The sequence below is a fragment of the Agrococcus sp. BE272 genome (assembly GCF_031457935.1).
GTDB lineage: Bacteria > Actinomycetota > Actinomycetes > Actinomycetales > Microbacteriaceae > Agrococcus > Agrococcus sediminis.
Genome location: NZ_JAVDXL010000002.1, coordinates 588,218 through 610,492, shown reverse-complemented (window position 1 = coordinate 610,492; position 22,275 = coordinate 588,218). Strand labels below are relative to the sequence as shown.

Genomic DNA, 22,275 nt, shown 5'->3' with positions numbered 1-22,275 from the left:
GAGCCTACCGAGCGCGCTCGGCGATCACCGCCGCGTAGACCTCGCGCGTCTGCTCGGCGATGCGACCCCAGTCGAAGTGCTCGGCGGCGCGCCGCCGGCCGGCCTCGCCCATGCGACGCGCGGCCTCCGGGTCGGCGACCATGCGGGTGAGCGCATCCGCCAGGTCGCCGACATAGCGATCGGGATCCGTGGGCGTGCCGGTGCCGTCCTGCACCTGGTCGATCGGCACGAGGAAGCCGGTGACGCCGTCGTCGATGACCTCAGGGATGCCGCCGGTCGCCGAACCCACGACGGGAGCGCCGCACGCCATCGCCTCGAGGTTCACGATGCCGAGCGGCTCGTAGACGCTCGGGCAGACGAAGGTCGTCGCGTGCGTGAGCAGCACCCGCAGGTCGTCGCGCGGGAGCACCTCGTCGATCCACACGACGCCCTCGCGGGTCTGCTGCAGCTCCTGCACCAGGCCCTTCACCTCGGCCATGATCTCGGGCGTGTCGGGCGCGCCGGCGCACAAGATCAGCTGCACGTCCTCCGGCAGCGCCGCGGCGGCGCGCAGCAGGTGCGGCAGCCCCTTCTGCCGTGTGATGCGCCCGACGAAGACGACCGAGGGGCGATCCGGGTCGAGGCCCAGCTCGCGGGCGCGGTCGGCGTCGACGTTCGGCGACCAGCCGTCGAGGTCGATGCCGTTGTAGATCGTGACGACCTTCTCCGGGTCGAGCGCGGGGTACGAGCGCAGGATGTCGGCGCGCATGCCGTTCGACACCGCGATCACGCGGTCGGCCGCCTCGTAGGCGCGGCGCTCGATGTCGCTCGAGATGCGGTAGCCGCCGCCGAGCTGCTCGGCCTTCCACGGCCGCAGCGGCTCGAGCGAGTGCGCGCTCACCACGTGCGGGATCCCGTGGAGCTCCTGCGCGAGCCTGCCCGCCTCGTTCGCGTACCAGGTGTGCGAGTGCACGAGCTCGGAGCCGGCGACCGCGTCCGCGATCTGCAGGTCGACCGCGAGCGTCTGCAGCGCCCCGTTGGCGTCGGCGAGCTCGGCCGGCACGTCGTAGGCGGTCGTGTCCGCCTCGTCTCGCGGCTGCCCGAAGCAGCGCACCTGCACCTCGATCGAGCGCCGCAGCGCCTTCACGAGCTCGGTGACGTGCACGCCGGCGCCTCCGTAGATGGCCGGCGGGTACTCCTTGGTGACCAGGTCGACGCGCATGGCTTCACCGTAGCGCGAGCGCCCCCGTGCGGCGGCGCGCTCCCTGGTGGCGACCAGGGCGGGCGCATAGGGTGACGACATGGACAAGAAGGTCTTCGGGATCGTGCTCGCCGGCGGCGAAGGGAAGCGGCTGATGCCGCTGACGGCGGACCGCGCCAAGCCCGCCGTCCCGTTCGGCGGCGCGTACCGCCTGATCGACTTCGCGATCTCGAACCTCATCAACTCGAGCCTGCGGCAGATCGTCGTGCTGACGCAGTACAAGTCGCACTCGCTCGACCGCCACGTCTCGCAGGTGTGGCGCATGTCGTCGATGCTGAACTCCTACGTCACGTCGGTGCCCGCCCAGCAGCGCACCGGCAAGCACTGGTTCGCCGGCTCCGCCGACGCGATCTTCCAGTCGCTCAACCTCATCGCCGATGAGAAGCCCGACATCGTGGTCGTCGTCGGTGCCGACCACGTCTACCGCATGGACTTCCGCGACATGATCGACGCGCACATCGCCTCCGGCGCGCGCGCCACGGTCGCCGGCATCCGCCAGCCGCTCGAGCTCGCCAACCAGTTCGGCGTCATCGAGGAGGACGCCGACCGGCCCGGCATCATCCGCGCCTTCCACGAGAAGCCCGCTGACGCATCCGGCCTCGTCGTCGCCCCAGGCGAGGTGCTCGCCTCGATGGGCAACTACGTCTTCGACGCCGACGCGCTCGTCGAGGCCGTCACGGCCGACAACGAGCTCGAGGGCTCGAACCACGACATGGGCGGCGACATCGTGCCCTGGTTCGTCGAGCGCGGCGAGGCCGCGATGTACGACCTGAAGAACAACACCGTGCCCGGCGCGACCGAGCGCGACAAGTACTACTGGCGCGACGTCGGCACGATCGAGTCGTTCTTCGACGCGCACATGGACCTCATCTCGGCGCTGCCGATCTTCAACCTCTACAACCGCGAGTGGCCCATCTACACGCAGACGGTCAACGCGCCGCCCGCGAAGTTCACGCGGGATGCGTGGGGTCGCGCCGCCGACGTCAACGAGGCGATCGTCGGTGCGGGCTCCGTCGTGCAGGGCGCGTCGATCGTGCGCAGCGTCGTCTCCCCCTGGTGCGTCGTCGACGCCGGCGCGACCGTCTCCGACGCGATCCTGTTCGACCAGGTGCGCGTGGGCGCCGGCGCCGTCGTGCGCCGCGCGATCATCGACAAGGAGGTCGAGATCGGCCCGGGCGTGCAGGTGGGCGTCGACCACGACGCCGACCGCGCCCGCGGCTTCTCGGTCTCCGCCTCCGGCATCGTCACGGTGCCCAAGGGCCAGAAGATCCATCAGTGACCGGGGCGCAGCTGCTCGTCGTCACCGATGTCGATTCGACCCTCATCCGCGATGAGGTGATCGAGCTGCTCGCGCGCGCCGTCGGACCGGCCGCCGAGCGTCACGTCGCCGAGGTCACCGAGCGCGCGATGCTCGGCGAGCTCGACTTCGCCGCCTCGCTCGCCGAGCGCCTCAGCATCCTCCGCGGCCTGCCCGCGTCGGTCGTCGACGAGGCGCGCGCCCAGGTCACCGTCACCGACGGCGTGCCCGAGCTCATCGCCGCCGTCCACGAGCGCGGCGGCGTCGTCGCGGCGGTCTCGGGCGGCTTCCACGAGGTGCTCGACCCGATCGCCGCCGACCTGGGCATCGACCACGCGCGCGCCAACCGGCTCGAGGTGCGCGACGGGCTCCTGACCGGCCGCTCGAGCGGCCCCGTCATCGACGGCGCCGCCAAGCGCGACACGCTCGAGTCGCTGCGCCTCAACTACGGCGTGCCGCGCGAGCGCACGATGGCCGTCGGCGACGGCGCGAACGACCTGCTGATGATGGGCGCCGCGGGCGTCTCGGTCGCGTTCTGCGCGAAGCCAGCCGTGCGCGCGCAGGCCTCGGCGATCGTCGAGGATCCCGACTTCCGCCTGCTCATCCCGCTGCTCCCCGCTTGAGGCGCACCGTGCCCGGCCAGCGCATCGCGATCGTCTCGGACATGCACGGCAACCTCGGCGCCTTCGAGGCGGTGCTCGCCGACGCGCGCGAGCGGGGTGCGGATGCGGTGTGGTGCGGCGGCGACCTCGTCGGCAAGGGCCCGCGCGGCCGTGCCGTCGTCGAGCTGGCGCGCGAGGCGTGCGACGTCGTCGTGCGCGGCAACTGGGACGACGCGGTCGCCGACCCCTCGGCCGCGCCGTGGTCGGCGCCCGAGTGGTACCGCGACGAGGTGGGGCCGGAGGGCGTCGCGTGGCTCGGCGCCCTGCCGTTCCACCACGACGCGCAGCTCGCGGGGCACCGCGTGCGGCTCTTCCACGCGTCGTCGACGTCGGTGCACCACCGCGTGCGCTGGGGCGCCGACGACGCGACCTTCGACGCGATGTTCCGGGCGACGGATGCGACGGGCCCGGTCGGCGACGCCGACGTCGTCGTGTACGGCGACCTGCATGACCAGTGGCTCGACGTCCGCCGCGGTCGGCGGCTGCTCAACACCGGCAGCGCCGGCAACGCGCTCGACGGCGACCCGACCGCCGCCTACGTGCTGCTCGACGACGACGGGCCAGGCCGGCTGTCGGTGCGCTTCGTCCGCGTGCCCTACGACGTCGAGGCCGAGATCGACGTGGCGCGCGACATGCGCAGCCCGTTCCTCGAGCACTGGATCGAGGAGCTCCGCACCGGGCAGTACCAGCGCCGGATCTGACGCTCCGCCACGGGGCGAGGACTCCCCCGCTCCCGGTCTCGGATCGAGGAGCCATCGTCCTCGATCCGCGACCGATCCTCGATCCGTGCGGCGTCAGTCCTCGAGCAGCGCCCGCAGCCGCTCGAGGTCGGCGGCCACGGCCCGCGCATCCGCCTCGAACGCATCCGCCGACATGCCGGGCAGCCGGCGCAGGGTGAAGACCACCTCGGCGCCGAGCGGATGCGCGAGCACGCGGAGCGGGTTGTGCACCACCGCGCCGCCCGGCAGGGTCACGTCGTGGTCGAGCACACCGAGGTCGTTCGGCGGCGCGAACCGCACCCGCAGCTCGCCCATGGGCGAGTCGACGACGAGCGCGTCGCCCTCGCGCCTGAGCGTGCCGGAGGCGAGCCCCGCGGCCCACTGCGGCAGCCGCTCGGGATCGCGCGCGACGGCGGCGACCTCGCGCCGGTCGCGCCGGATCACGACCGAGAGGTGCCGGCTCTCCATCGCCCGGCCGTCGTCCATCGCGACGTCAGTGCCCCATGCCGAGGCCGCCGTCGACGGGGATGACGGCACCCGAGATGTAGGCGGCCTCGTCGCCCGCGAGCCACCGCACCACGCCTGCGACCTCGGCGGCGCTGCCGTAGCGGCCGGCCGGGATCGCCTTCCGGTAGTCGGCCTGCGTCTGCTCATCGAGCTCGGCGGTCATGTCGGTCTCGATGAACCCGGGCGCGACGACGTTCGCGGTGATCCCGCGGGCGCCCAGCTCGCGCGTGATCGACCGCGCGATGCCGACGAGGCCGGCCTTCGACGCGGCGTAGTTGACCTGGCCGGGGCCGCCGTAGAGCCCGACGACGCTCGAGATCAGCACGATGCGGCCCCACTTCGCGCGCAGCATGCCCTTCGAGGCGCGCTGCACGACGCGGAACGCGCCGCCCAGGTTGGTGTCGACGACGTCGGCGAAGTCCTGCTCGCTCATCCGCATGAGCAGCGTGTCGCGGGTGATGCCTGCGTTCGCGACCACGACCTCGACGGGGCCGAGCTCGGCCTCGACCTGCGTGAACGCCGCGTCGATCGAGGCGGCGTCGGTCACGTCCGCGGCGACCGCCAGCGCCCCCTCGGGGCCGGAGCCGTCGCGCGAGGTGATCGCGACGCGGTGCCCGGCGTCGAGGAAGGACTGGGCGATGGCGCGGCCGATGCCGCGGTTGCCGCCGGTGACGAGCACGGTGCGAGGGGTCATGCGAACCAGCCTACGTCGCAGGGCGTGCGCATAGCGGCCGCGCGTAGACTGCCCAGAGCCATGCGAGCTCGATCCGCGTCGATCACCGACCTCCCGATCTCCCCTGACGAGGATCGTCAGAGGCGCTTCCGCACGTACCTCATCCTCATGCTCGTGCGCGTCGCGTGCCTCGGCATCTTCTTCGTGGTGCCCGACTGGTGGAAGCTGATCCCCGCGTTCTTCGCCGTGTTCATCCCCTACTTCGCCGTCGTCATCGCCAACCAGGTCGGCAGCACCGGGCCCGAGGTCGGCCGCGTCGCGCCGAACGCGCTGCCGCCCGGTCCGTCCGGCAGCTCCCCGACCGGCAGCACCGGCACCTCCGGCCCGTCCGCGGACGAGCGCCCGTGAGCCTGCTGTCGATGCTCGGCGGCGGCACGGCGACGCCGTGCTCCGCGGCCGGCTGCGCCGCCGACGCGGTGCACGCCGTGCACTGGCGCAACCCCCGCATCCACCCCGTCGACCGCGTGAAGACCTGGGCCGCGTGCGACGAGCACCGCGCGCAGCTCGAGGCCTGGCTCGCGTCGCGCGGCTTCCCGGTCGCAGTGACGCCCTTCGGCGAGAGCGTGGAGCGGGTCGCCTGATGCTCCGCCTGCTCCGCCAGCCGCGCTGGCTCGGCTACCTCGCGCTGGCGACCGCCTTCGCCATCGCCTGCAGCGCCTTCGGCGTCTGGCAGTGGAACCGCCGCGAGGAGGCGCTCGCCGCGATCGAGCGGCTCGAGTCGAACTACGACCGGCAGCCCGTGCCGGTGGCGGATGCGCTCCCGCAGCCGGGCGCGTTCGACCCCGACCAGCAGTGGACGCCGGTGCTGCTCGAGGGCGAGTACCTGACGGAGGAGCAGCTCCTGCTGCGCGGCCGCTGGCGCGGCGGCCAGGTGGGCTTCGACGTCATCGCGCCGTTCCGCACCGCCGACGGCACCGTCTTCGTCGTCGACCGCGGCTGGATCGACCAGGCCGAGGGCGCCGAGGAGCCCGTCACCGCGCCGGCGACGCCCGAGGGCCCGACGACGGTCGTGGCGCGGCTGCGCCCCAACGAGGGCGACATCGCCGGCCGAGGCGCGCCCGAGGGGCAGATCGCGTCGGTCAACCTGCCGGCCATCGCCGAGGGCCTCGGCGCGCCGACCTACACCGGGGCGTACGGCCTGCTCGTGAGCGAGGCCGGCGCCGCGCCCGGCGACGTCGCGATCGCCGCGCGGCCAGTGCTCGACGAGGGCCCGCACCTGTCGTACACGCTGCAGTGGTTCGTCTTCGCGCTCGGCGGCTACGCGGCCGTCGCGTGGGGCCTGCGCGAGGAGCTGCGCGGCGGCGCGGCGATGCCCCGGCCCGAGCGCGTGCGGCGCTCCGACGCCGACGTCGAGGACGATATCCTCGACCGCGGATAGCGAGCCGTCGCTAGCGGGCGTCGGCGCCCGGATCGTCGCGCCGCACGACCGGGATCGCCTCGGTGCGCAGCGCCGGCACCCGCCAGCGCAGCAGCTCGCTCGCGATGCGCAACCCGCACACGAGCAGCGCGAGCAGGCCCAGCACGAGCCAGTTGCCGACCCCGAGCTCGACCGCGGCCGCGGCGGCGCTCGAGCCGACGAGCGCGGGCAGGAGGTACAGCCGCGACTCGCGCCGGAACACCGCCGGGATCTCGTTCGCGAGGGTATCGCGCAGGATGCCGCCGCCGATGCCGGTGAGCATGCCGACGAACGCCGCCCCGACCGGTCCGACGCCGAAGTCGATCGCCTTCCTCGCGCCTTCGACGGCGAAGATGCCGAGCCCGATCGCGTCGAACACCAGCACCGGGCGGTCGAGGCGCTCGATCCACCGGTGGAGGACGAAGACCACGAGCGCGCCCGCGAGGGCGACCGCGAGCATCCACCAGTCCACGAGCGCCGCGACCGGCGTCGCGCCGATGAGCAGGTCGCGGATCATGCCGCCGCCGGTCGCGGTGACGACCGCGAGGCCCGCCATGCCGACGACGTCCATGCGCTTCTGCACGGCGAGCAGCGCGCCCGAGATGGCGAACGCCAGGATGCCGACCGCCGAGAAGCCGTCGCGCAGGACGGCGAGCCAGCCGGTCGGCTCCTCCACCGCTACGCCAGCCCGATGAGGTCGAGGTACTCCGGGCTCCAGAGGTCCTCGGTGCCGTCGGGCATGATGAGCACGCGCTCCGGGTCGAGCGCCTCGACGGCGCCCTCGTCGTGGCTGACGAGGATGACCGCGCCCTCGTAGGCGCCGAGCGCGCCGAGGATCTCCTCGCGGCTCGCGGGGTCGAGGTTGTTCGTCGGCTCGTCGAGCAGCAGCAGGTTGGCGCTCGAGACGACGAGCATAGCGAGCGACAGTCGCGTCTTCTCGCCGCCGGAGAGCACGCGCGCGGGCTTGTCGGCGTCGTCGCCCGTGAAGAGGAACGAGCCGAGCACGCGCCGCGCCTCGGTCGAGGTGATGTCGGGCGAGGCCGAGAGCATGTTCGCGAGCACCGAGCGCTCGACGTCGAGCGTCTCGTGCTCCTGCGCGTAGTAGCCGACGCGCAGGCCGTGGCCGCGCTCGATCTCGCCCGTGTCGCTCTCGGAGACGCCGGCGAGGATGCGCAGCAGCGTCGTCTTGCCGGCGCCGTTGAGGCCCAGGATGACGACGCGCGAGCCGCGGTCCACCGCGAGGTCGACGGCCGTGAAGATCTCGAGCGACCCGTACGACTTCGACAGGTCGCGCGCCATGATGGGCGTCTTCCCGACCGGCGCCGGCTTCGGGAAGCGCAGCTTGGCCACCCGGTCGACGGCACGGACGTCCTCGAGCCCGGAGCGCATCCGCTCGGCCCGCTTCGCCATCTGCTTCGACGCGACGGCCTTCGTGGCCTTCGCGCCCATCTTCGCCGCCTGCAGCTCGAGCTGGCTCGCCTGCTTCTCGACGTTCGCGCGCTCGCGCTTGCGGCGCTCGGCGTCGGCCTCGCGCTGGCGGAGGTACAGCTTCCACGACATGTTGTAGATGTCGATCACCTGGCGGTTGGCGTCGAGGTAGAAGACGCGGTTCACCGTCTCCTCGACGAGCTGCACGTCGTGGCTGATGATGAGCAGCCCGCCCTGGTAGCCCTTCAGGAACTCGCGCAGCCACACGACCGAGTCGGCGTCGAGGTGGTTGGTGGGCTCGTCGAGCAGCATCGTGTCGGCGCCCGAGAAGAGGATGCGCGCGAGCTCGATGCGGCGGCGCTGGCCGCCAGAGAGGGTCTCGAGCGGCTGGTCGAGTATGCGGTCGGGCAGCTGCAGGTTCGACGCGATCGCGGCGCCCTCGGCCTCGGCCGCGTAGCCGCCGAGCGCGAGGAAGCGGTCCTCGAGCCGGCTGTAGCGGCGCATCGCGTCGTCGGCGACGGTGCCGCCCTCCCCCATCTGCTCGGTCGCCAGGCGCATGCCCTCGACGAGCTCGCCCAGGCCGCGGGCGTCGAGGATGCGGCGGCGGGCCGTCTGCTTCGGGTCGCCCGAGCGCGGGTCCTGCGGCAGGTAGCCGATCTCGCCCGAGCGCTCGACGGTGCCGGAGAACGTGTGGCCGTCGCGGTCGTCGCTGATGCCGGCGAGCACCTTCGTCATGGTGGTCTTGCCGGCGCCGTTGCGGCCCACGAGCCCGATCTTGTCGCCCGCTGAGATGCGGAACGAGACGTCGGTCATCAGGGTGCGCGGGCCCACGGAGAGCTCGAATTCGCGCACGTCGATCATGTCGGTCCTGTCGGGATGGGGGTCGCGGGCGGCACGCCCAGCCCTCCATGCTACCCGCCGAGCGGCCCGGCGTCAGCGCCAGCGGTGCAGGAGCGAGCCGATCTCGTCGGTGAGCGCCGCCTGCAGCCGGGGCCCGAAGGTCACGCGCCGCACGCCCGCCGCGCGGGTCGACGCGAGGTCGCCGAACACCGAGCCGTCGACCGGATGCGCGGTGACGTTCACGGGCAGGGTCACGCACTCGAGGATGCTCGTGACGGCCTCCGGGCTCGGCGGCTTCACGGGGTAGAGCGAGCGCGCGCCCGCCTGCTCGGCGAGCAGGCAGCGCTCGATCGCCTGCTCGAGCGGGTCGGCGCCGTGCAGCTCCGGGCGGGCGAACGCGTCGGTGCGCGCGTTGATCACCACGTCGACGCCGGCGGCGTCAGCCGCGGCGCGCAGGCCCGCGACGTAGTCGGCGTGCTCCTGCGGCTCGCGCATCCGATCCTCGCCGTGCACGGTGTCCTCGACGTTGAGGCCGACGGCGCCCGCCTCGAGCAGGCGGTCGATCAGCTCGGCGGGCGGCGCCCCGTAGCCCGACTCGAGGTCGGCGCTGACGGGCACGTCGACGGCGGCGGCGATGCGCGCGACCGACTCGAGGGCCTCGGCGAGCGACATCCCCTCGCCGTCCGCCTGCCCGCGCGACTCGGCGACGGGATGGCTGCCGATCGAGAGCGCGGCGAAGCCGGCGTCGACGACGGCGCGCGCCGACCACGCGTCCCAGACGGTGGGGAGCACGACGAGCTCGTCGTGCATCGACAGCAGCATGGAGGCCTTGCGTGCGAGATCGCTCATGCGGCGATGCTAGGCGGGCCGCCTGGGATGCCGCCCGGGCATCCGCATCGTCCTAGGCTGGCGCCATGACTGCAGCCCCCGCCCTCTCGCGCCGCACCGTGCTCGCCGACGCCCTCGTCGGGCAGCGCACCCTGGTCAAGGACCTGCTGCTCGTCGTCGCCGGCATCGCCGTCGTCGCCGCGCTCGCGCAGGTCGAGATCCCGATGTGGCCCGTCCCGATCACCGGCCAGACGCTCGGCGTCATGCTCGTCGCAGCCTCGCTCGGCTTCCGCCGCGGCGTCGCCGCGCTCGCCGGCTACATGGGCCTCGGCCTCGCCGGCGCCCCCGTCTTCGCCGGCTTCACCGGCAGCATCGCCGCCGTCGGCACGCCGAGCTTCGGCTACATCATCGGCTTCGTCGCGACCGCCGCGGTCGTCGGCTGGCTCGCCGAGCGCCGCTGGGACCGCCGCCCGCTGCTCGCCATCGCGCTCTTCGGCCTCGCGAGCCTCATCCCGTTCGTGTTCGGCATCCCCTACATGGCCGCCGTGCTCGCGGCGCTCGGCACCCCCGTCGACCTCCCGACGGCGCTCGCCTTCGGGTTCACGCCGTTCATCGTGGGCGGCATCGTCAAGTGGGCGATCGCCGCGGCGGCGATGCCCGCCGCGTGGGCCGGCGTCCGCGCCCTCGACCGCGCGGCCGACTGACCGCATCCGCTCCCCGACCGGCGAGGGTCCGCACCACGGCGGTGCGGACCCTCCGTCGTCGGAACGCCGGCCGGCGGCGGCGGATGGGGCGCGCAGCGCGTAGCGTTGCAGTCATGACCGACGCGCAGCCCACTCCCGAGCCCGACACCGACGGCGAGCGCACCACGTTCGCGAGCCTCGGACTGCCGCCCAGCATCCTCCGAGCGCTCGACGACGTCGGCTACGAGACGCCCTCGGCGATCCAGGCCGAGACGATCCCGCTGCTGCTCGGGGGCCGCGACCTCATCGGCCTCGCGTCGACCGGCACGGGCAAGACCGCGGCGTTCGCGCTGCCGGTGCTCGCGGCCATCGACGTCGAGCGACGCAGCCCCCAGGCGCTCGTGCTGACGCCCACGCGCGAGCTCGCCGTGCAGGTCTGCGAGGCCTTCGAGCGCTACGCCGCGCACCTCGGCGGCGTGCACGTGCTGCCGATCTACGGCGGGCAGGGCTACGGCGTGCAGCTGTCGGCGCTCCGCCGCGGCGTCCACGTCGTCGTCGGCACGCCGGGCCGCATCATGGACCACCTCGCGAAGGGCACGCTCGACCTGTCGGGCCTCACCCACGTCGTGCTCGATGAGGCCGACGAGATGCTGCGGATGGGCTTCGCAGAGGACGTCGACCAGATCCTGCAGGCGACGCCCGCCGAGAAGCAGGTCGCACTGTTCTCGGCGACGATGCCGCGGCAGATCCGCGCGATCTCGCAGCAGCACCTGCGCGAGCCCGCCGAGATCACCGTGCGCGGGAGCGCGGCGACGTCGCCGAGCATCACGCAGCGTGCGCTCATGGTCTCGTACCAGCAGAAGCTCGAGGCGCTCACGCGCGTGCTCGAGGTCGAGCCGTTCGAGGCGGCGATCGTCTTCACGCGCACCCGCAACGAGACCGAGACCGTGGCCGAGCGGCTGCGCGCCCGCGGCTACGCCGCCGCTGCGATCTCGGGCGACGTCGCCCAGCCGCAGCGCGAGAAGACCATCGAGCAGCTGCGCTCGGGCGACCTCGACGTGCTCGTCGCGACGGATGTCGCCGCGCGCGGGCTCGATGTCGAGCGCATCAGCCACGTCATCAACTACGACCTGCCGATCGACACCGAGTCGTACGTGCACCGGATCGGCCGCACCGGCCGCGCGGGGCGCACCGGCGACGCGATCAGCTTCGTGACCGCCCGTGAGCGGAGGATGCTGAGCGCGATCGAGAAGGCGACGCGCGGCACGGTCGCGGTCATGCCGATGCCGAGCGCCGGCGAGGTGAACGCGACGCGCCTGACGCGCTTCGACGACGCGATCACCGCCGCGCTCGCCGAGACCGATCGCATCGACCGCTTCCGCGAGATCGTCGCCCACTACGTCGAGCACCACGACGTGCCGCAGGAGGACGTCGCGGCGGCGCTCGCCGTCGTCGCGCAGGGCGACGCGCCGCTGCTGCTCGACGAGCAGGCCGACCGCGCGCTCCAGGCGTCGCGCACCGAGCGCGGCGAGCGTCCCGCGCGCGGCGACCGCCCGGAGCGCATGGGCGACGGCCAGGCCGGCGAGCGGCGCGCCCGCCGCGGCCCCTCCGACGCGACGACGTACCGCCTCGCCGTCGGCAGCCGCAAGGGCGTCGAGCCGCGCCAGATCGTCGGCGCGCTCGCCAACGAGGGCGGGCTCGGCCGCGACGACTTCGGCCGCATCCAGATCCGCTGGGACTTCACGCTCGTCGAGCTGCCCGAGCTCGACCGCTCGCAGCTCGAGCGGCTCTCGAAGACCCGCATCTCGGGCGTGCCCATCGACATCCGCGTCGACACGGGCGCGCGGGAGCAGCGCGGCGAGCGCCGCGGCCGCGACGACCGCGGCGGGCGCGACCGCGACGAGCGGCCCGCGCGCAAGCCCCGGCACGAGGGCCGGCCCTGACCGGGCGCGCCCGCGGGGCCTCCGCCTAGGCTGGATCGGTGACCCGGAAGCCAGCGCCCCACCCCTCGCCGCGCAGGCACGCGAGCCTCGAGGTGCTGCGCGCGGAGGCGCTCGACGAGCGCTCGGTGCTCGTCGAGGAGCGGCTGCGCGCGGGCGAGGACCCGTGGGAGTTCATGTCCGAGCTGCCGAGCGTCGACGAGATCGTGGTGCTGCTGCTGCGCTCCGAGCGCATCCTGCCGCCCGGCGCCGTGCGCCCCGACCACGACGTGAGCGACCAGGTGCTCCGCCGCATCGTGGAGGACTACCCGCCGCTCGCGCCGACCGTGTGGTCGATGCTGTCGGTCGTCGAGACCGAGCGCGCCTGGGCGCCGCGGGTGCGCCGGGCGGGCTGACGCGTCGCCGCATCCGCCCCTGCAGACCCCGGGAACGCCGATTGGTCACGATCCGTCGCGGGCACCGGCGTGCCGTGACGAAACGTGACCAATCAACAGAGGGCTTGTGAAACCGAGCTCGCTCGCTTGCGCTCGCGACGGCGTTGGGGCGGACGATCCACCGGATCGTCCGCGATCTGACCTCTGGTCAGATCGTGAACCCCAACGCCCGCATCATCTCGCGGCCGTCCTCGGTGATCCGCTCCGGGCCCCACGGCGGCATCCACACCCAGTTGATGCGGAACCGCTCCACGACGCCGTCGAGCTTCTCGGCGATCTCGGTCTCGATCACGTCGGTCAGCGGGCAGCCGGCCGAGGTGAGCGTCATCGAGATCACGAGCGCGTCCTGCTCGTCGTCCCACGCGAGGTCGTAGACGAGGCCCAGGTCGACGATGTTGACGTCGAGCTCCGGGTCGACGACGTCCTTCAGGGCATCCGTGACCTGGTCGAACTTCGTGGCGTCGACCTCGACCAGCGCCATCAGACGCCGGCCTTCAGGTAGCGGTCGTAGCCCTCCTCCTCGAGCCGGTCGGCCAGCTCGTGGCCGCCCTGCTCGGCGATGCGGCCGTTCACGAACACGTGCACGTGGTCGGGCTTGATGTAGCGCAGGATGCGCGTGTAGTGCGTGATGAGGAGCACGCCCAGGCCGGTCTCGGCCTTGATGCGGTTCACGCCCTCCGACACGATGCGCAGCGCGTCGACGTCGAGGCCCGAGTCGGTCTCGTCGAGCACCGCGAAGCGGGGGCGCAGGAGCTCCATCTGCAGGATCTCGTGGCGCTTCTTCTCACCGCCCGAGAAGCCCTCGTTCACGTTGCGCTCGCCGAAGGAGGAGTCCATGCGCAGCGACTCCATCGCCTTCCGCACGTCGCCGATCCACTCGCGCACGCGCGGCGCCTCGCCCGACACGGCCGTCTTCGCCGTGCGGAGGAAGTTCGAGACCGTCACGCCGGGGATCTCCACCGGGTACTGCATCGCGAGGAACAGGCCCGCGCGGGCGCGCTCGTCGACGCTCATCGCCAGCACGTCCTCGCCGTCGAGCGTGATCGAGCCGCCGTCGACGGTGTAGCGGGGGTGACCGGCGATCGTGTACGCCAGGGTCGACTTGCCGGAGCCGTTCGGCCCCATCACCGCGTGGATCTCGTCGGAGCTGATCGACAGGTCGACGCCCCGCAGGATCTCCTTCTTGCCCTGCTCGGTCTCGATCGAGACCCGCAGGTCCTTGATGTCCAGCACGCTCATCGCGCTTCCTTCCTTCGCGGCGTCACGCCGCGTCACAGCTGTGTCAGTCGTTGATCAGAGGGTTCTGCACGTCGACGAGCACGTCGTCGCCGTCGATCGTCACCGGGAACACCGGCACCGGCTCGAAGGCCGGCAGGTTCTTCGGCGTGCCCGTGCGCAGCTCGAACTGCGAGCCGTGCGCCCAGCACTCGATCGTGTCGCCCTCGACGAAGCCCTCCGACAGCGAGATCTCGCCGTGGGTGCAGGTGTCGCCGATCGCGTGGATCTCGCCGGCCGAGTCCTTGACGATCGCGACGGCGATGCCGTCGAGCTCGACCATCACGGCCGAGCTGACGGAGACGTCGTCGACGCCGCACGCGCGCTGCGCGGTCATGCCCCAGCCCTCGTCGCGGGAGCGAGGCCGGCGCCGCGGCGCAGCTCCTCGTCGATCGCCTCGGCGAGGCGCTCCTCGATCTCGGCCACGCCGATCTTCTGCACGATCTCCATGAGGAAGCCGATGACGACGAGGCGTCGCGCCTCCTCCTCCTCGATGCCGCGGGACTGCAGGTAGAACAGCTGCTCGTCGTCGAAGCGGCCGGTGGCCGACGCGTGGCCGGCTCCGGCGATGTCGCCCGTCTCGATCTCGAGGTTGGGGATGCTGTCGGCGCGAGTGCCGTCGGAGAGCACCAGGTTCTGGTTCTTCTCGTAGCTGTCGGTGCCGGTCGCGCCGGAGCCGATCAGCACGTCGCCGATCCAGACCGCGCGAGCGCCCGTGCCCTGCAGCGCGCCCTTGTAGAGCACGTCGCCGCGGGTCTCGACGCCCTCGTGGAAGAGGTAGACCTGGCTCTCGAGGTGCTGGCCGGCGTCGGCGAACGACAGGCCGTAGAGCTCGCCCTCCGCGCGGTGGCCGGCGAGGCGCACCGAGGGGTTCACGCGCACGACGCCGCCGCCGAACGAGACCACCATGTGCTTGAGGTAGCCGCCGTCGGCGACGACCGCCTGGTGCGCGGACGCGTGCACCGCGTCGTCGTCCCAGTCCTGCACGGTGATGACGGTGAGCCGGGCGCCGGGGCGCACGAGGATCTCGACGTTCTGCGCGTACCGGGCGCTGCCCGAGTGGTGCAGCACGACGGTGCCGATCGAGCCGGGCTGCGCCTCGATCACGATGTGCGCGTTCGCGTGCCGGTCGGCGCCGAGGCCGTGCAGGCGGGCGACGATCGGCTCGGCGACCTCCTGCCCCTCGGGCAGGCGGATGTGCAGCGCGTTCGGGCAGCGCTTCCAGGCGATCGCGCTCACGACGTCCTCGGGGCGGAAGATCTCTCCCCGAGGCGCGACGTCGTGGCCGGTCGACTCGACGAGCAGGCCGCGCTCGGCGATGCCGTCGACGTCGTACGCGATGCCGGGGTCGTCGCCGGCCTCGGTCTCCTCGTCGACGAACAGCGGCGCGAGGCGGCGCACGTCGGAGAGCTTCCAGTTGACCTCGCGGCCGGTGGGCGCGCCGAAGTCGGCCGGGTCGAACGACGTCGGCCGCTCGGACCGGGTCTGGATGGGCACAACGGGCTCGGCCTCGGTGCGCAGGGCAGCGGGGGTCGTGTCAGTCGCGGTCATCAGCCGACGGATCCTTCCATGCTCATCTCGATGAGCTTGTTGAGCTCGAGCGCGTACTCCATCGGCAGCTCGCGGGCGATCGGCTCGATGAAGCCGCGGACGATCATGGCCATCGCCTCGTCCTCCGCCATGCCTCGCGACATGAGGTAGAACAGCTGCTCCTCGCTGACCTTCGAGACCGTCGCCTCGTGCCCGAGCACCACGTCGTCGACGCGGATGTCGATGGCCGGGTAGGTGTCGGAGCGCGAGATGGTGTCGACGAGCAGCGCGTCGCAGCGCACCGTGTTGGCCGAGTGGTGGGCGTTCGCGTCGACCCGCACCTCCCCGCGGTAGCCGGCACGGCCGCCGCCGCGGGCGATCGACTTCGAGACGATCGACGACGTCGTGTACGGCGCCATGTGGATCATCTTCGCGCCGGCGTCCTGGTGCTGGCCGGGGCCCGCGAAGGCCACGGACAGCGTCTCGCCCTTGGCGCGCTCGCCGACCAGGTAGATCGACGGGTACTTCATCGTCACCTTGGAGCCGATGTTGCCGTCGATCCACTCCATCGTCGCGCCCTCCTCGGCGATGGCGCGCTTCGTGACGAGGTTGTAGACGTTGTTCGACCAGTTCTGGATCGTCGTGTAGCGCACGCGGGCGTTCTTCTTCACGATGATCTCGACCACGGCCGAGTGCAGCGAGTCGGACGAGTAGATCGGGGCCGTGCAGCCCTCGATGTAGTGCACGTACGAGCCCTCGTCGGCGATGATGAGCGTGCGCTCGAACTGACCCATGTTCTCGGTGTTGATCCGGAAGTAGGCCTGCAGCGGGATCTCGACGTGGACGCCCTTGGGCACGTAGACGAACGAGCCGCCCGACCACACCGCCGTGTTGAGCGCGGCGAACTTGTTGTCGCCCGCCGGGATCACGGTGCCGAAGTGCTCCTCGAAGAACTCCGGGTGCTCGCGCAGCGCCGTGTCGGTGTCCATGAAGATGACGCCCTGCGCCTCCAGCTCCTCCTGGATCTGGTGGTACACGACCTCCGACTCGTACTGCGCCGCGACGCCGGCGACGAGGCGCGAGCGCTCCGCCTCCGGGATGCCGAGGCGGTCGTAGGTGTTCCGGATGTCCTCGGGGAGGTCCTCCCAGGACTGCGCCTGGCGCTCCGTGGAGCGCACGAAGTACTTGATGTTGTCGAAGTCGATGCCGGAGATGTCGGCACCCCACGTCGGCATCGGCTTGCGCTCGAACAGCTGCAGCCCCTTGAGGCGGCGCTCGAGCATCCAGTCGGACTCGCTCTTGAGCTCGGAGATCTCGCGGACCACCTGCTCGCTCAGCCCTCGCTTGGCGATGGCACCCGCCTCGTCGGAGTCGTGCCAGCCGAATTCGTACTGTCCCAGGCTCTCGAGCTCGGGCCGGTCGATCAGGACGTCGGACATCGCTCCCCCTTCCATCCGTCGTGTGCAACCCGGCGGTGCTCCTCGGCATTCCGCGCGACCACCCGAACCGCGGCGCTCGGCCATACTTGAAGGGCCTTCGCACATGCCTCGCCGCTGGAGCGGCGCAGGGGTTCGGAGCCGATGGGCTCCCCTCGATCCTATCGCGAACGGCATGAGAGGTGCATCTTGCTCGAGCGCTCCCGCGCCCTGGTCGTCGCTGCATGGGCCACGCTGGTCTCGCAGATCGTCATCGTCGGCACCGGCGGCGCCGTGCGCCTGACCGGATCCGGCCTCGGCTGCTCCGAGTGGCCCAACTGCACGCCCGAGTCCTTCACGCCCGTGCCCGAGCAGGGCATCCACGGCATCATCGAGTTCACGAACCGGGTGTGGGGCGGCATCGTCGTGCTGATCGCCGTCGTGATGCTCGTGCTCGCGGTGCGCAGCCGCGCCGGCCGCGCGATCGTCGCGCTCGCCGCGCTCGTGCTGGGGCTGACCGTGGCGCAGGCGCTCATCGGCGCGGTGGTGGTCTGGATGGCGCTGCGCCCCGACACCGTCGGCGTGCACTTCTTCCTCTCGGTGATCCTCGTGGCGCTCTCGGCGGTGCTCGTGTGGCGCGTCGTCGTCGGGGCGCCCGGACCGCGGGTGGCGCCCCGCTGGCAGTCGGCGCTCGTGCACGCGATGACCTTCGCGCTCGCGGTCGTGGTCTTCGTCGGCGTGCTCACGACCGGCTCGGGACCGCACGCGGGCGACGGCGGCGCGGCCCGCAACGGCCTCGACCCTGCCGTGATGCAGCACGTGCACGCGTGGCCGGGCTACGCGCTCCTCGCGCTCGTGCTCGCGGTCGTCGCGGTCGCGGCGAAGCGCGGGCCGCGCGCGCACCTGCGCTGGGCGCTCGCGCTCCTCGGCGTCATCCTCGTGCAGATCCTGGTGGGGGTCGTGCAGTCGAACCTCGGCCTGCCGATCCTGCTCGTCGGCATCCACATGGTGCTGTCGGTGATCGCGACCGCCATCGGCGCCGCGGTGGTGCTGTCGCTGCGGCCGCAGCCGGCGCGAGCGCTCCGCGAGCCGGTCGCGGCGGCCGCGGCATGAGCGGGCGTCCGGTCGACGGCGCGATCGGCGCCGTCGGGCACGGCGCGCGCCTCGGCGTGCTCGACATCGGATCGAACACCGTGCACCTGCTGATCGTCGACGTGCGCCTCGGCGGGCGCCCGGTGCCGCAGCGCTCGCACAAGCTGACCCTGCGGCTCATGCGCTACCTCGACGAGGACGGGGCGATCAGCGACGAGGGCGTCGACGCGCTCGTCGCCGCGATCGGCGAGTGCGCCGAGATCGCCAGGAGCGAGCACCTCGACGACTTCGTCGTGATGGCGACGAGCGCGCTGCGCGAGGCCGCGAACGGCGAGGAGGTCGTGGCGCGGATCGAGCGCGAGGCCGACGTCTCGCTCGACATCCTCTCGGGCGCCGACGAGGCGAGGCTGACGTTCCTCGCGGTGCGCCGCTGGTTCGGCTGGTCGGCGGGGCGGATCCTGCTGCTCGACATCGGCGGCGGCTCGCTCGAGGTCGCGGTCGGCGACGACGAGGAGCCCGCGATCGCGCTGTCGGTGCCGCTCGGCGCGGGCCGGAGCACCGTCGGGTTCTTCCACGCCGACCCGCCCGCCATCGCCGATCAGCGCGCGCTGCGGCTCTACGCCAAGGCGGTGCTCGACGACGCGGTCGCGCAGGTGCGGCCCTACGGCAAGCCCGACCACGTGATCGGCTCGTCGAAGACCATCCGCTCGCTCGCCCGGCTCGCGGGCAACCTCATGCCGGGCGTCGGCGACGCCGATCGCGCCGTGCTCACGCGCGGCCAGCTCGACGACTGGGTGCCGCGGCTCGCGAAGATGGACGCGCGGTCGCGCGCGGCGCTGCCCGGCATCACCCCCGAGCGCACCTTCCAGATCGTCGCTGGCGGCATCGTGCTCTCCGAGGCGATGCGCGCGTTCGGCGTCAAGCAGCTCGACGTGAGCCCGTGGGCGCTGCGCGAGGGGCGGCTGCTGCAGATGCTCGACCGGGTGTAGCCCGGCCCGGCCGGCTCAGAACGGCAGCAGCGGGTCGACGCCGACCGCGAGGAAGATGAGCGTCAGGTAGGTGTTCGAGGCGTGGAACACCCGCATGGCGCGGATCTCGCGCTCGCCCGCGATCGCGCGGCCGTAGAGCGCGTGCGCCTCGCCGACGAACCAGGCGCCGGCGATCACCGCGACCGCGGCGTAGAGCAGCCCCATGCCCGCGACCGGGATGAGCAGCAGCGTGCACGCGAGCGACGCCCACGCGTAGAGGATGACCTGGATGCCGACCATCGGCCGGCCGCGGACCACGGCGAGCATCGGCACGTCGGCCGCCTCGTAGTCGTCGCGGTACTTCATCGACAGCGGCCAGTAGTGCGCGGGCGTCCAGAGGAACACGAGCGCGAAGAGGATCCAGGCGGGCCAGTCGAGCGAGCCCGTCACGCCGGCCCAGCCGATCACGACGGGGAAGCACCCGGCGATGCCGCCCCAGACGATGTTCTGCTCGGTGCGGCGCTTCAGCAGCATCGTGTAGACGAGCACGTAGAAGGCGATCGCAGCGATCGAGAGCCCGGCGGCGAGCCAGTTGGCGAAGAAGCCCAGCACGAGCGTCGAGACGACCGCGAGGGTCCACGCGAACACGTGCGCCTCGGCGACCGAGAGCGCGCCGGTGACGAGCGGCCGCTGCTTCGTGCGGTGCATGACGCGGTCGATGTCGCGGTCGATGATCATGTTGAACGCGTTCGCGCTGCCGGCCGAGAGGAAGCCGCCGAGCAGGGTCGCGAGCAGCGCGCCGATCGGCGGCACGCCGCCGGCGGCCAGGAACATCGTCGGCAGCGCCGTCACGAGCAGCAGCTCGATCACGCGCGGCTTCGTGAGCGCGACGTAGGCCGATGCCTTGCGGGCGAGCCGCGAGCGGCCCCGCTCCCCCGTCGCCGCCTCCGCCGCGGGCGTCGACACGCCGTGCGAGGTGGCGTTCGACATGCGGCTGCTTCCGTTCCGGAGAGTGGGGGCGCGGCCCCGAGGGCCGACCACCATCCTATCCGACGCGGGGCGTCGCAGTGCGGGAGTGGACCCGGGCGCGGATGTGCCTGCTCACTATGCTGGACGGGTCGCATCCGTCCGCACCGCAGCGGCTCCGCGCCGCCCGAACAAGGAGCCTCATTGGCATTCGCATGGACCCCCACCGACCAGCAGGCCGTGGACACGGCTCGAGTGCTCGCGGCTGACGCCGTCGAGAAGGTCGGCAACGGCCACCCCGGCACGGCGATGAGCCTCGCGCCCGTCGCGCACCTGCTCTTCCAGAAGGTCATGGACCGCGACCCGGCGGACGAGCGCTGGCTCGGCCGCGACCGCTTCATCCTCTCCGTCGGCCACTCGTCGCTGACGCAGTACATCCAGCTCTACCTGACGGGCTCGGGCCTCGAGAAGCACGACATCGAGTCGCTGCGCACGTGGGGCTCGCTCACGCCGGGCCACCCCGAGTACGGGCACACGAAGGGCGTCGAGATCACCACCGGCCCGCTCGGCCAGGGCCTCGCCTCGGCCGTGGGCTTCGCCTACGCGCAGCGCTTCGAGCGCGAGCTGCTCGACCCGGGCACGCCCGAGGGCGAGAGCCCGTTCGACCACTACACCTACGTGATCGCCGGCGACGGCGACCTGCAGGAGGGCGTCACGAGCGAGGCGGGCTCGCTCGCGGGCCACCACCAGCTCGGCCGCCTCATCGCGATCTACGACTCGAACGCCATCTCCATCGAGGACGACGTCGACATCGCCTTCACCGAGGACGTCAAGGGCCGCTACGAGGCCTACGGCTGGCAGGTGCTCGAGGTGTCGTGGCGCCAGGGCGACGACCCCACGTCGGCCGAGTACGTCGAGGACGTCGAGGCGCTGCACGCGGCGATCCTGGAGGCGCAGGGCGAGACCGCCAAGCCCAGCCTCATCATCCTGAAGACGATCATCGGCTGGCCCGCCCCGAAGAAGCAGGGCACGGGCAAGATCCACGGCTCCAAGCTCGGCGCCGAGGAGGTCGCGGCCGTCAAGGAGGTGCTCGGCTTCGACCCCGAGCAGTCGTTCCAGGTCGACGACGAGGTCATCGAGTACACGCGCGGCAACGCCGCGGAGCGCGCCGCCGCGGCGCGCGGCGCGTGGCAGGAGCGCTTCGACGCGTGGGCGAGCGCGAACCCCGAGCGCAAGGCGCTGCTCGACCGGCTGCTCTCGGGCGCGCTGCCCGACGGCGTCGAGGAGGCCCTCCCGGTGTTCGAGGCGGGCACCGAGGTGTCGACCCGCGCCGCGTCGGGCAAGGTGCTGAACGCGCTCGCCGACGTCATCCCCGAGCTCTGGGGCGGCTCGGCCGACCTCGCCGAGTCGAACAACACCACGCTCGAGGGCAAGGGCTCGTTCGCGCCGGCGCAGCACGCGACCGACGCGTGGCCCAACGCCTCCGCGAGCGGCCGCACGATGCACTTCGGCATCCGCGAGCACGCGATGGCGTCGATCCTGAACGGCATCGTGCTGCACGGCCCGACCCGGCCCTACGGCGGCACCTTCCTCATCTTCAGCGACTACCAGCGCCCGGCGCTGCGCCTGGCCGCGCTCATGGGCGTGCACCCCATCCACGTCTGGACGCACGACTCGGTTGCGCTCGGCGAGGACGGCCCGACGCACCAGCCGATCGAGCAGCTCGCGACGCTCCGCGCGATCCCCGGCTTCGAGGTCGTGCGCCCCTCCGACGCGAACGAGACCGCGTGGGCGTGGAAGACGATCCTCGAGCGCCGCGACCGCCCGGTCGGCATCGCGCTCACGCGCCAGAACCTGCCCGTGCTCGAGCGCGGTGACGGTGCGGCAGAGGGCGACACGCTCGCCCACGCGTCGAACGTCGCGAAGGGCGCGTACGTGCTCGCCGAGGCGACCGGCGGCGAGCCGCAGGTGCTGCTCATCGCGACCGGCTCCGAGGTGCAGCTCGCGCTCGCCGCGCGCGAGCAGCTGCAGGCCGACGGCGTGCCCGCCCGGGTCGTCGCCGCGCCGTCGCTCGAGTGGTTCGCCGAGCAGTCGGCCGAGTACCGCGAGTCGGTGCTGCCGTCCGCGGTGCGCGCCCGGGTGTCGGTCGAGGCCGGCTCCGCCCTCACGTGGCACGGCATCGTCGGCGACGCCGGCCGCACGGTCGCGATCGACCACTTCGGCGCGAGCGCCGACTGGCAGACCCTGTTCCGCGAGTTCGGCTTCACGGCGGAGGCCGTGGTCGAGGCCGCTCGCGCATCCATCGACGCAGCCCGCTGAGCG

General features: G+C 72.5%; 24 protein-coding genes. 12 read left to right on the top strand and 12 right to left on the bottom strand.

The annotated features are described in order from the left end of the window. Positions 1-4: 4 nt before the first annotated feature. Positions 5-1,201, bottom strand: coding sequence for a glycogen synthase (gene glgA / locus J2X49_RS09340; protein WP_310125275.1), 1,197 nt, complete (start codon positions 1,199-1,201; stop codon positions 5-7). A gap of 79 nt (positions 1,202-1,280) precedes the next feature. Here glgA and glgC point away from each other — a divergent pair, with 79 nt between their 5' ends. From glgC to J2X49_RS09325, 3 genes are read left to right on the top strand one after another with little or no spacing between them, the layout of a single operon-like run. Then, on the top strand, positions 1,281-2,519 hold the full coding sequence (gene glgC / locus J2X49_RS09335) for a glucose-1-phosphate adenylyltransferase (RefSeq protein ID WP_246990975.1): 1,239 nt from the start codon (positions 1,281-1,283) through the stop codon (positions 2,517-2,519). Beyond that, positions 2,516-3,160, top strand: a complete 645-nt coding sequence (serB, locus tag J2X49_RS09330) for a phosphoserine phosphatase SerB (RefSeq protein WP_310125271.1) — start codon at positions 2,516-2,518, stop codon at positions 3,158-3,160. The genes glgC and serB overlap by 4 nt, the downstream gene beginning before the upstream one ends. A gap of 8 nt (positions 3,161-3,168) precedes the next feature. Further along, positions 3,169-3,900 carry a metallophosphoesterase family protein gene (locus tag J2X49_RS09325; protein ID WP_310125268.1) on the top strand — a complete coding sequence of 244 codons (732 nt, stop codon included), beginning with the start codon at positions 3,169-3,171 and terminating at the stop codon, positions 3,898-3,900. A 93-nt stretch (positions 3,901-3,993) separates the two neighbouring features. Here J2X49_RS09325 and J2X49_RS09320 read toward each other — a convergent pair whose 3' ends face one another. Both J2X49_RS09320 and fabG read right to left on the bottom strand, forming a co-directional pair. Beyond that, positions 3,994-4,404, bottom strand: coding sequence for an SRPBCC family protein (locus tag J2X49_RS09320; RefSeq protein WP_310125267.1), 411 nt, complete (start codon positions 4,402-4,404; stop codon positions 3,994-3,996). Between the two features lie 7 nt (positions 4,405-4,411). After that, positions 4,412-5,119: a 3-oxoacyl-ACP reductase FabG gene (gene fabG / locus J2X49_RS09315; RefSeq protein WP_310125266.1), complete on the bottom strand. Its 708-nt coding sequence runs from the start codon at positions 5,117-5,119 to the stop codon at positions 4,412-4,414. Positions 5,120-5,179: 60 nt separating this feature from the next. Between fabG and J2X49_RS09310 the strand changes: the two genes are divergently transcribed. The 3 genes from J2X49_RS09310 to J2X49_RS09300 are packed head-to-tail and all read left to right on the top strand — an operon-like array spanning position 5,180 to position 6,536. Next, the gene (locus tag J2X49_RS09310; RefSeq protein WP_310125263.1) at positions 5,180-5,506 is read left to right on the top strand and encodes a DUF3099 domain-containing protein; all 327 of its coding nucleotides are present in this window, start codon (positions 5,180-5,182) and stop codon (positions 5,504-5,506) included. Beyond that, entirely contained in the window at positions 5,503-5,739 is a 237-nt protein-coding gene (locus J2X49_RS09305) for a hypothetical protein (RefSeq protein WP_396131181.1), read from the top strand. Before J2X49_RS09310 ends, J2X49_RS09305 begins: the two co-directional genes overlap by 4 nt. Further along, positions 5,739-6,536 (top strand): SURF1 family protein, encoded by a 798-nt coding sequence (locus J2X49_RS09300; protein WP_310125261.1) that lies wholly within the window; start codon positions 5,739-5,741, stop codon positions 6,534-6,536. Before J2X49_RS09305 ends, J2X49_RS09300 begins: the two co-directional genes overlap by 1 nt. Before the next feature lie 10 nt (positions 6,537-6,546). Here J2X49_RS09300 and J2X49_RS09295 read toward each other — a convergent pair whose 3' ends face one another. From J2X49_RS09295 to J2X49_RS09285, 3 genes are all read right to left on the bottom strand, one after another. Beyond that, positions 6,547-7,230 (bottom strand): trimeric intracellular cation channel family protein, encoded by a 684-nt coding sequence (locus J2X49_RS09295; RefSeq protein ID WP_310125259.1) that lies wholly within the window; start codon positions 7,228-7,230, stop codon positions 6,547-6,549. 2 nt (positions 7,231-7,232) lie between these two features. After that, positions 7,233-8,843 carry an ABC-F family ATP-binding cassette domain-containing protein gene (locus J2X49_RS09290; protein WP_146356094.1) on the bottom strand — a complete coding sequence of 537 codons (1,611 nt, stop codon included), beginning with the start codon at positions 8,841-8,843 and terminating at the stop codon, positions 7,233-7,235. A 72-nt stretch (positions 8,844-8,915) separates the two neighbouring features. Next, positions 8,916-9,671, bottom strand: coding sequence for an isocitrate lyase/phosphoenolpyruvate mutase family protein (locus J2X49_RS09285; RefSeq protein WP_310125254.1), 756 nt, complete (start codon positions 9,669-9,671; stop codon positions 8,916-8,918). A gap of 65 nt (positions 9,672-9,736) precedes the next feature. On the opposite strand from J2X49_RS09285, the gene J2X49_RS09280 reads away from it, so the two are divergent. The 3 genes from J2X49_RS09280 to J2X49_RS09270 all read left to right on the top strand — a co-directional run bounded on the left by J2X49_RS09280 (position 9,737) and on the right by J2X49_RS09270 (position 12,668). After that, positions 9,737-10,354, top strand: a complete 618-nt coding sequence (locus tag J2X49_RS09280) for a biotin transporter BioY (RefSeq protein ID WP_310125251.1) — start codon at positions 9,737-9,739, stop codon at positions 10,352-10,354. Positions 10,355-10,467: 113 nt separating this feature from the next. Next, the gene (locus tag J2X49_RS09275) at positions 10,468-12,276 is read left to right on the top strand and encodes a DEAD/DEAH box helicase (RefSeq protein ID WP_310125248.1); all 1,809 of its coding nucleotides are present in this window, start codon (positions 10,468-10,470) and stop codon (positions 12,274-12,276) included. Positions 12,277-12,314: 38 nt separating this feature from the next. After that, positions 12,315-12,668 carry a tryptophan synthase subunit alpha gene (locus J2X49_RS09270; RefSeq protein WP_128189694.1) on the top strand — a complete coding sequence of 118 codons (354 nt, stop codon included), beginning with the start codon at positions 12,315-12,317 and terminating at the stop codon, positions 12,666-12,668. A 187-nt stretch (positions 12,669-12,855) separates the two neighbouring features. Here the strand turns inward: J2X49_RS09270 and J2X49_RS09265 are convergent, their stop codons facing one another. The 5 genes from J2X49_RS09265 to sufB are packed head-to-tail and all read right to left on the bottom strand — an operon-like array spanning position 12,856 to position 16,951. Next, positions 12,856-13,188, bottom strand: a complete 333-nt coding sequence (locus J2X49_RS09265; RefSeq protein WP_128189693.1) for a metal-sulfur cluster assembly factor — start codon at positions 13,186-13,188, stop codon at positions 12,856-12,858. After that, the gene (sufC, locus tag J2X49_RS09260) at positions 13,188-13,946 is read right to left on the bottom strand and encodes a Fe-S cluster assembly ATPase SufC (protein WP_128189692.1); all 759 of its coding nucleotides are present in this window, start codon (positions 13,944-13,946) and stop codon (positions 13,188-13,190) included. The genes J2X49_RS09265 and sufC overlap by 1 nt, the downstream gene beginning before the upstream one ends. Positions 13,947-13,989: 43 nt before the next feature. After that, a complete protein-coding gene (locus tag J2X49_RS09255) occupies positions 13,990-14,319 on the bottom strand; it encodes a non-heme iron oxygenase ferredoxin subunit (RefSeq protein WP_310125240.1) in 330 nt (109 codons plus the stop codon). Then, on the bottom strand, positions 14,316-15,533 hold the full coding sequence (gene sufD, locus J2X49_RS09250) for a Fe-S cluster assembly protein SufD (RefSeq protein WP_310125237.1): 1,218 nt from the start codon (positions 15,531-15,533) through the stop codon (positions 14,316-14,318). The genes J2X49_RS09255 and sufD overlap by 4 nt, the downstream gene beginning before the upstream one ends. After that, positions 15,533-16,951: a Fe-S cluster assembly protein SufB gene (gene sufB, locus J2X49_RS09245; RefSeq protein WP_128189689.1), complete on the bottom strand. Its 1,419-nt coding sequence runs from the start codon at positions 16,949-16,951 to the stop codon at positions 15,533-15,535. The genes sufD and sufB overlap by 1 nt, the downstream gene beginning before the upstream one ends. A 186-nt stretch (positions 16,952-17,137) precedes the next feature. Here sufB and J2X49_RS09240 point away from each other — a divergent pair, with 186 nt between their 5' ends. Then, positions 17,138-18,040: a COX15/CtaA family protein gene (locus tag J2X49_RS09240; RefSeq protein ID WP_310125234.1), complete on the top strand. Its 903-nt coding sequence runs from the start codon at positions 17,138-17,140 to the stop codon at positions 18,038-18,040. Next, positions 18,037-19,008, top strand: a complete 972-nt coding sequence (locus J2X49_RS09235) for a Ppx/GppA phosphatase family protein (protein WP_146356106.1) — start codon at positions 18,037-18,039, stop codon at positions 19,006-19,008. The genes J2X49_RS09240 and J2X49_RS09235 overlap by 4 nt, the downstream gene beginning before the upstream one ends. Before the next feature lie 15 nt (positions 19,009-19,023). On the opposite strand, the gene J2X49_RS09230 is transcribed toward J2X49_RS09235, so the two are convergent. Further along, positions 19,024-19,977: a heme o synthase gene (locus J2X49_RS09230; protein WP_246990999.1), complete on the bottom strand. Its 954-nt coding sequence runs from the start codon at positions 19,975-19,977 to the stop codon at positions 19,024-19,026. Between the two features lie 180 nt (positions 19,978-20,157). Here J2X49_RS09230 and tkt point away from each other — a divergent pair, with 180 nt between their 5' ends. Next, a complete protein-coding gene (gene tkt / locus J2X49_RS09225) occupies positions 20,158-22,272 on the top strand; it encodes a transketolase (RefSeq protein ID WP_310125228.1) in 2,115 nt (704 codons plus the stop codon). Positions 22,273-22,275: the final 3 nt, after the last annotated feature.

What these genes read in the sequence shown, in the direction of transcription:
- glgA (WP_310125275.1), bottom strand. Translation starts at nt 1,201, where the DNA reads ATGCGCGTCGACCTGGTCACCAAGGAGTACCCGCCGGCCATCTACGGA.
- glgC (WP_246990975.1), top strand. Translation starts at nt 1,281, where the DNA reads ATGGACAAGAAGGTCTTCGGGATCGTGCTCGCCGGCGGCGAAGGGAAG.
- J2X49_RS09320 (WP_310125267.1), bottom strand. Translation starts at nt 4,404, where the DNA reads ATGGACGACGGCCGGGCGATGGAGAGCCGGCACCTCTCGGTCGTGATC.
- fabG (WP_310125266.1), bottom strand. Translation starts at nt 5,119, where the DNA reads ATGACCCCTCGCACCGTGCTCGTCACCGGCGGCAACCGCGGCATCGGC.
- J2X49_RS09310 (WP_310125263.1), top strand. Translation starts at nt 5,180, where the DNA reads ATGCGAGCTCGATCCGCGTCGATCACCGACCTCCCGATCTCCCCTGAC.
- J2X49_RS09300 (WP_310125261.1), top strand. Translation starts at nt 5,739, where the DNA reads ATGCTCCGCCTGCTCCGCCAGCCGCGCTGGCTCGGCTACCTCGCGCTG.
- J2X49_RS09290 (WP_146356094.1), bottom strand. Translation starts at nt 8,843, where the DNA reads ATGATCGACGTGCGCGAATTCGAGCTCTCCGTGGGCCCGCGCACCCTG.
- J2X49_RS09285 (WP_310125254.1), bottom strand. Translation starts at nt 9,671, where the DNA reads ATGAGCGATCTCGCACGCAAGGCCTCCATGCTGCTGTCGATGCACGAC.
- J2X49_RS09280 (WP_310125251.1), top strand. Translation starts at nt 9,737, where the DNA reads ATGACTGCAGCCCCCGCCCTCTCGCGCCGCACCGTGCTCGCCGACGCC.
- J2X49_RS09275 (WP_310125248.1), top strand. Translation starts at nt 10,468, where the DNA reads ATGACCGACGCGCAGCCCACTCCCGAGCCCGACACCGACGGCGAGCGC.
- J2X49_RS09265 (WP_128189693.1), bottom strand. Translation starts at nt 13,188, where the DNA reads ATGGCGCTGGTCGAGGTCGACGCCACGAAGTTCGACCAGGTCACGGAT.
- sufC (WP_128189692.1), bottom strand. Translation starts at nt 13,946, where the DNA reads ATGAGCGTGCTGGACATCAAGGACCTGCGGGTCTCGATCGAGACCGAG.
- J2X49_RS09255 (WP_310125240.1), bottom strand. Translation starts at nt 14,319, where the DNA reads ATGACCGCGCAGCGCGCGTGCGGCGTCGACGACGTCTCCGTCAGCTCG.
- sufD (WP_310125237.1), bottom strand. Translation starts at nt 15,533, where the DNA reads ATGACCGCGACTGACACGACCCCCGCTGCCCTGCGCACCGAGGCCGAG.
- sufB (WP_128189689.1), bottom strand. Translation starts at nt 16,951, where the DNA reads ATGTCCGACGTCCTGATCGACCGGCCCGAGCTCGAGAGCCTGGGACAG.
- J2X49_RS09235 (WP_146356106.1), top strand. Translation starts at nt 18,037, where the DNA reads ATGAGCGGGCGTCCGGTCGACGGCGCGATCGGCGCCGTCGGGCACGGC.
- J2X49_RS09230 (WP_246990999.1), bottom strand. Translation starts at nt 19,977, where the DNA reads ATGTCGAACGCCACCTCGCACGGCGTGTCGACGCCCGCGGCGGAGGCG.